The organism is Frankia sp. CoBUL1 (genome assembly GCF_978021245.1).
The window spans coordinates 1-6,166 of the sequence record NZ_CDXDOS010000207.1 but is presented as its reverse complement, the minus strand read 5'-3'; the positions used below and the strand labels follow the sequence as shown (position 1 = coordinate 6,166).

Genomic DNA, 6,166 nt, shown 5'->3' with positions numbered 1-6,166 from the left:
AGGGGAGCAAGACACGGTCCAGGGACCGCAGACCGTGCTCAGGTCCCCAAAATTCGCCGGGCGAAGAGTCGTCGCCACCGCCCGACGGGCCGGAGGAACGCAACGCTGCCGGGACAGCTGTGCCCTAGGCTTGACGACGTGTGGAAAGGCAGCTCTTGAATCCTCCCGCCACGCCGCCGCAGCAGCCGTCACCGCCGGCAGACCCGGTGCCACCGGCAGAGCTGTCCGCGCGGCTGACCGGGTTGTCTCCTCGCGACGCCCATCGGCTGGGCCGACGGCTCGCCGAGAGCCGGCGCACCCGCGAGCCCGCCGCGCGCCAGCGGGCCCTACAGGCCATCGCCGCCGAGGTGGAGCGGGCATCGCTACGGGTGGAGCGGCGCCGGGCCAGCGTTCCGACGCTCGACTACCCCGACATCCTTCCGGTCACCCAGCGCAAGGACGAGATTCTCGCCGCGATCCGGGATCATCAGGTGGTCGTCGTCGCCGGGGAGACCGGGTCCGGCAAGACCACTCAGCTACCGAAGATCTGCCTGGAGCTCGGCCGCGGGGTCCGGGCGATGATCGGGCACACCCAGCCGCGCCGAATCGCCGCGCGTACCGTCGCCGACCGCATCGCGGAGGAACTGCGCACCCCGGCTCCCCAGATGGGCGGCATCGTCGGCTACCAGACCCGGTTCACCGACCAGGTGCACGAGAACACGCTGGTCAAGCTCATGACGGACGGCATCCTGCTGGCCGAGATCTCCTCCGATCGCCAGCTGCGCCGCTACGACACGCTCATCATCGACGAGGCGCACGAGCGCAGCCTCAACATCGACTTTATCCTCGGCTACCTGCGGTCGCTGCTCCCCCGCCGGCCGGATCTCAAGATTGTCATCACCTCCGCGACGATCGAGACGGCCCGGTTCTCCGCCCACTTCGCGGGTGCCCCGGTCATCGAGGTGTCCGGGCGCACCTATCCGGTCGAGGTCCGCTACCGCCCGCTCGTCCCGGCGGCCGGCGGACCAGCCGGCGGCCCAGCCGGCGCGCGGAGGACCGGCAGGGAGAACGGCGAGGCCGAGCGCGACCAGACCCAGGCCATCAGCGAGGCGGTCGACAAACTGTGCGCGGAGGGCCCGGGCGACATCCTGGTGTTCCTCAGCGGCGAACGGGAGATCCGCGACACCGCCGAGGCACTCACCCGCGAGCAGCGGCCGAACACCGAGATCGTGCCGCTCTACGCCCGCCTGTCCGCCGGCGAGCAGCACCGGGTGTTCCAGCCGCACACCGGACGGCGGGTGGTCCTGGCCACCAACGTCGCCGAGACCTCGCTGACCGTGCCGGGAATCCATTATGTGATCGACCCGGGCACCGCCCGGATCTCCCGCTACAGCCACCGCACCAAGGTGCAGCGGCTGCCCATCGAACCGATCTCGCAGGCCTCCGCCAACCAGCGCAAGGGGCGCTGCGGGCGGACCGCCGACGGCATCTGCATCCGCCTCTACAGCGAGGAGGACTTCGCCGGCCGGCCGGAGTTCACCGATCCGGAGATCCTGCGGACGAACCTGGCCTCGGTCATCCTGCGGATGGCCGACCTTGGCCTCGGCGAGATGGCCACGTTCGGGTTCCTCGATCCACCCGACCCCCGCCAGATCAGCGACGGCGAACTGCTCCTCGCCGAGTTGGGGGCGTTCGACGCCACCGCGTCCGATCCCCGTCACCGGATCACTCCCCTCGGCCGGCGGCTGGCGCAGATCCCGGTGGATCCCCGGCTGGCCCGCATGGTGCTCGCCGCCGACGAGCAGGGCTGCCTGCGCGAGGTGCTCGTCATCGCCGCCGCGCTCGCGATCCAGGATCCCCGGGAGCGCCCGGTCGAGCACCAGCAGGCGGCCGACGCCCGCCACGCCCGGTTCGCGGACCCGACCTCGGACTTCCTGGCGTACCTGAACCTGTGGAACTACCTGCGCGACGCCCGCGGCGAGCTGTCGGCCAACCAGTTCCGGCGGATGTGCCGCACGGAGTTCCTCAACTACCTGCGCATCCGGGAATGGCAGGACGTGCACGGCCAGCTCGCCGCGGTGGTCCGCGGCCTGGGGCTCACCCCCCGGGACGATAGCTCCGGCGCGGCCGATCCACGAACCGATCCACGAACCGTGCACCGGGCCCTGCTGACCGGGCTGCTGTCGCACATCGGTCGTTACGACCCGGAGCGCCGGGAGTACGCCGGCGCCCGCGGCGGCCGCTTCGCGCTCTGGCCGGGCTCCGTCCTGGCCCGGCGGTCGAACCGTGCCGAGCGCACCGGGCCGACAGCCACGTCGGCGAACCCGGCAGCCGCGCTGGCGGACCCGGGGGACCCGGCGGGCGAGGACGCGCCGAAGCGGCCGTCCGGACCACCCGCCTGGGTGATGGCCGCCGAGCTGGTGGAGACCTCCCGGCTGTGGGGCCGCACCGCCGCGCGGATCGACCCGGACTGGATCGAGCCGCTCGCCGCCCACCTGGTGCATCGCACGTACAGCGAACCGCGCTGGTCGCGCCGGCAGGGCGCGGTGCTCGCCGACGAGAAGGTGACCCTGTACGGGGTGACGATCGTCGCCTCCCGGCCGGTCCAGTACAGCCGGATCGACCCGGTCCTGTGCCGGGAGCTGTCTCTCCGGCACGCGCTGGTCGAGGGTGACTGGCAGACCCGCCACACTTTCTTCCACGCCAACCGGGAGCTGCTCGCCGACGTCGAGGAGCTGGAGCACCGGGCCCGGCGGCGCGACATCGTCGTCGACGACGAGACGCTGTTCCATTTCTACGACGAGCGCATCCCCGCGGACATCGTGTCCGCCCGGCACTTCGACGCCTGGTGGCGCAAGGCGCGCCGGACGACCCCGGACCTGCTCGACTTCCCGCGCTCGATGCTCGTCACCGCGGACGCCACGGGAATCACCGAGGCCGACTACCCCGACGTCTGGCAGGCGGGCGACCTCGCGCTGCCGCTGAGCTACCAGTTCGAACCGGGCTCGGCGGCCGACGGGGTCACCGTGCACATCCCGCTGGCCGTGCTGAACCAGGTCGGCGCCGAGGGCTTTGAATGGCAGGTGCCGGGGCTGCGCGAGGAGCTCGTCACCGCCCTCATCCGGGCGCTGCCGAAGGCGGTGCGGCGCAGCTTCGTCCCGGCGCCGAACTACGCCAAGGCGGTCCTGGCGAACATCACGCCACGCCAGGCGCCCCTGCTCACCGCGGTGGAACACGAGCTGCGCCGGATGGGCGGGCCGGAGATCCTGCGCGATTCCTGGTCGCTGGCGGGTGTGCCGGATCACCTGCGGTTCACCTTCCGGGTGGAGGACGCCAGCGGGCGGGTGCTGGCCGAGGGCAAGGACCTCGACGCCATCAAGGAGCGGCTGCGCCCGAGGACCCGGGAAGCCGTCGCCGCCGCGGCGGACGGCCTCGAGCGGGCCGGCCTGCGGGCGTGGGGGGACCTCGGCACCCTGCCGAAGGTCGTCGAGCTGCGCCGCGGCGGCAACGTGGCGGGCGGCCACGTGGTGAAGGCGTTCCCGGCGCTGGTCGACGAGGGCGGTTCGGTCGCGGTGCGGGCCGCCGACACCGAGGCCGAACAGCGCCAGCTGATGTGGGCCGGCACCCGGCGCCTGGTGCTGCTGGGCGTCCCCTCCCCGGTGCGCGGCCTCAACGCCCGGCTGTCGAACGCCGCGAAGCTGGCCCTGAGCCACAACCCGCACCGCGACGCCGCCGACCTGCTGGACGACTGCGTGCGGGCCGCCGCCGACCGGTTGATCGCCGCGGCCGGCGGGCCCGCCTGGGACGAAGCGGGCTTCACCGCGCTGCTCGCCGCGGTACGCGCGGGACTGCCCGAGGCCGCCTTCGAGGTGGTCCGCGAGGTTCAGCAGGTGCTCGGCCTCGCCCACGCGGTCGATCTGGCGCTGCGCGAGCTGCGTGCCCCGGCGGTGGCGGCGTCGGTGGCCGACGCGCGCGACCAGCTCACCTCGTTGATCTACCGGGGATTCGTCACCGACACCGGGGCCGACCGGCTGGCGGACCTCGTCCGCTACCTGACCACGCTGGAACGGCGACTGGAGCGGCTGCCCCGCGATCCCGGGCGGGACAGGCTCAACACCGCGACCGTCGGGCGCGTCCAGGACGCCTATCGGGAGCTGCTCGCCGCCGTCCCCGCCGGCCGGGAGCCGGCGCCCGAGATCCGGCGCCTCCGCTGGATGATCGAGGAGCTGCGGGTGAGCCTGTTCGCGCAGAGCCTGCGCACCCCGTACCCGGTTTCCGAGGAACGCGTCTACCGGGCGATCGACGCCATCCTCGGTTAATCCGTTTCGGTGACTATGCCATGCTGGGACGGTGACCGGCGGGGGCGATGGGCACGGCGCTCCCGACTGTTTCGTGTCGTACGCGGACGACGGGCGGGCCTGGGCCGAATGGATCGCCGGGACGTTGGAGGATGCCGGCTACCAGGTCCTGCTTGAGTCCTGGGCGCCGGCGGGGACGCATCGGGTGGGGTGGCTGGACCGGGCGGTGAGCCAGGCCCGGCACACGATCGCGGTGGTCTCCGACGGCTACCTGCGCTCCTCGCCCGCGGTCGCCGAATGGGCGGCGGCGTGGTCGGCCGACCCGACCGGAGGCGAACGCCGGCTGCTGGTGACCAGGGTGGCGGACCGGCCGCTGCCCGGTCTGCTGGGCCAACTCGTCCCGGTCGACCTGTTCGACCGCAGCGAGATCGCCGTCCGAGCCAGCCTGCTCGCGGCCCTGCGCGGCGACCGGCCACAGCCGGAACAGCCGCCGGGCTTCCCCGGCCGGCGGGGGATCTTCCCGCCGGAGCTGCCGGCGGTGTGGAACGTGCCGGACCAGCCGGCCCGGTTCGTCGGCCGGACGGCCGCGCTCGCCCGGCTCGACGAGGCGCTGTCCCGCTCGCCGCTGGTCACCGAGTACGCCCGCCAGCACCGGGCGGATCTCGACGCCGTGTGGTGGGTGCCGGCGGAACGCCCCGAGCTGATCGGCGAGCGGGTGCGCGAGCTCGCCCCGGCGGTGGGCCTGCCCGGCCACGCGGAACCGGCCGCCGTGATCGCGAACCTCGGCCGGGCCGACGGCCGCTGGCTGATCGTGCTCGACGACGCCGCCGACGCCGACACGCTGCCGGACTGGCTGCGGCCCACCGAACCCGGCCGGCTGCTACTGACCTCCCGCAACCCCGGCTGGGACCATCTCGGCCCGGTCGTGCCGGTCGGGCCGATGGACCGGGCCGAGTCCGTCACCCTGCTCGCCGGCCGGCTGCCCGCCGTCGAACGGACGGTCGCCGACCGGATCGCCGAGCGGCTCGGGGACCACCCGCTCGCCCTCGACCAGGCCGCCCACCGCATCAGTACCGGCCGCACCCCCGCCGAGACCTACCTTCAGGTGTTAATCGACCGGCCGGAGGTCCTCCTGGCGCAGGGGGAGGTGAGCGGGCGGCCCGGGGCCACCGCCCCCACCCTCTGGGACGAGCCGATCCGCCGGCTCGACGCCGAGGCACCGGCCGCCGGCCACCTGCTGCGGATCGTCGCGCACGGCGACAACGAACCGATCCCGATCCGGCTGTTCACCGCCGAGCCGGACGTGATCCCCGATGCCGGGCTGCGGGCGGCGACCCGCTCGCCCTCGCCGACACCGTCGGCGTCCTGGAGCGGTACGGCCTGGCCCACCGCGACGCGGACACCGTGACGATGCACCGGCTGGTGCGGGCCGCCGTGCACACCCACACCGGCCCCGACCAGGCCGACGAGATCGTCGCGACCATGGCCCGGATGCTGCGCGCGTCGCTGCCCGACGCCGTCACGGCCAACCCGGAAGCCTGGCCCGCCTGGCGGGAGCTGCTCCCGCATACGCTCGCCGTGCTCGACGCCACCGCCGAGCGTCCGGAGGCCGACGGTCCGGAGGCCGCCTGGCTGGCGGAACGCTCGGCGGCCTACCTGCTCGAGCAGGGCCGAGCCGACCAGGCCCTCCCCCTCGCGGCCCGCGCCCTGGCCGCCCGCGAGCGGCTCGACGGCCCGGCGCACGTCGACACCCTGGCCTGCCGGGAGACCCTCGCGCGGGTCGCCCGCGGCGCCGGACGGATCGACGCCGCCGGCCGCCTGGCCGAGCGCACCGTCGCCGACCGCGAACGCATCCTCGGCCCCGAACACCCCGACACCCTGGTCAGTCG

At 74.0% G+C, this 6,166-nt stretch carries 3 protein-coding genes; all 3 read left to right on the top strand.

The genetic code is table 11. From position 1 onward, the window contains the following. Positions 1–206: 206 nt before the first annotated feature. On the top strand, positions 207–4,298 hold the full coding sequence (hrpA, locus tag AC08OX_RS13805) for an ATP-dependent RNA helicase HrpA (protein ID WP_476608195.1): 4,092 nt from the start codon (positions 207–209) through the stop codon (positions 4,296–4,298). Positions 4,299–4,329: 31 nt separating this feature from the next. Beyond that, positions 4,330–5,685, top strand: coding sequence for a toll/interleukin-1 receptor domain-containing protein (locus tag AC08OX_RS13800; RefSeq protein WP_476608193.1), 1,356 nt, complete (start codon positions 4,330–4,332; stop codon positions 5,683–5,685). 2 nt (positions 5,686–5,687) lie between these two features. After that, positions 5,688–6,166 (top strand): tetratricopeptide repeat protein (locus AC08OX_RS13795; RefSeq protein ID WP_476608194.1); only part of this gene is annotated, 479 nt, incomplete at its 3' end.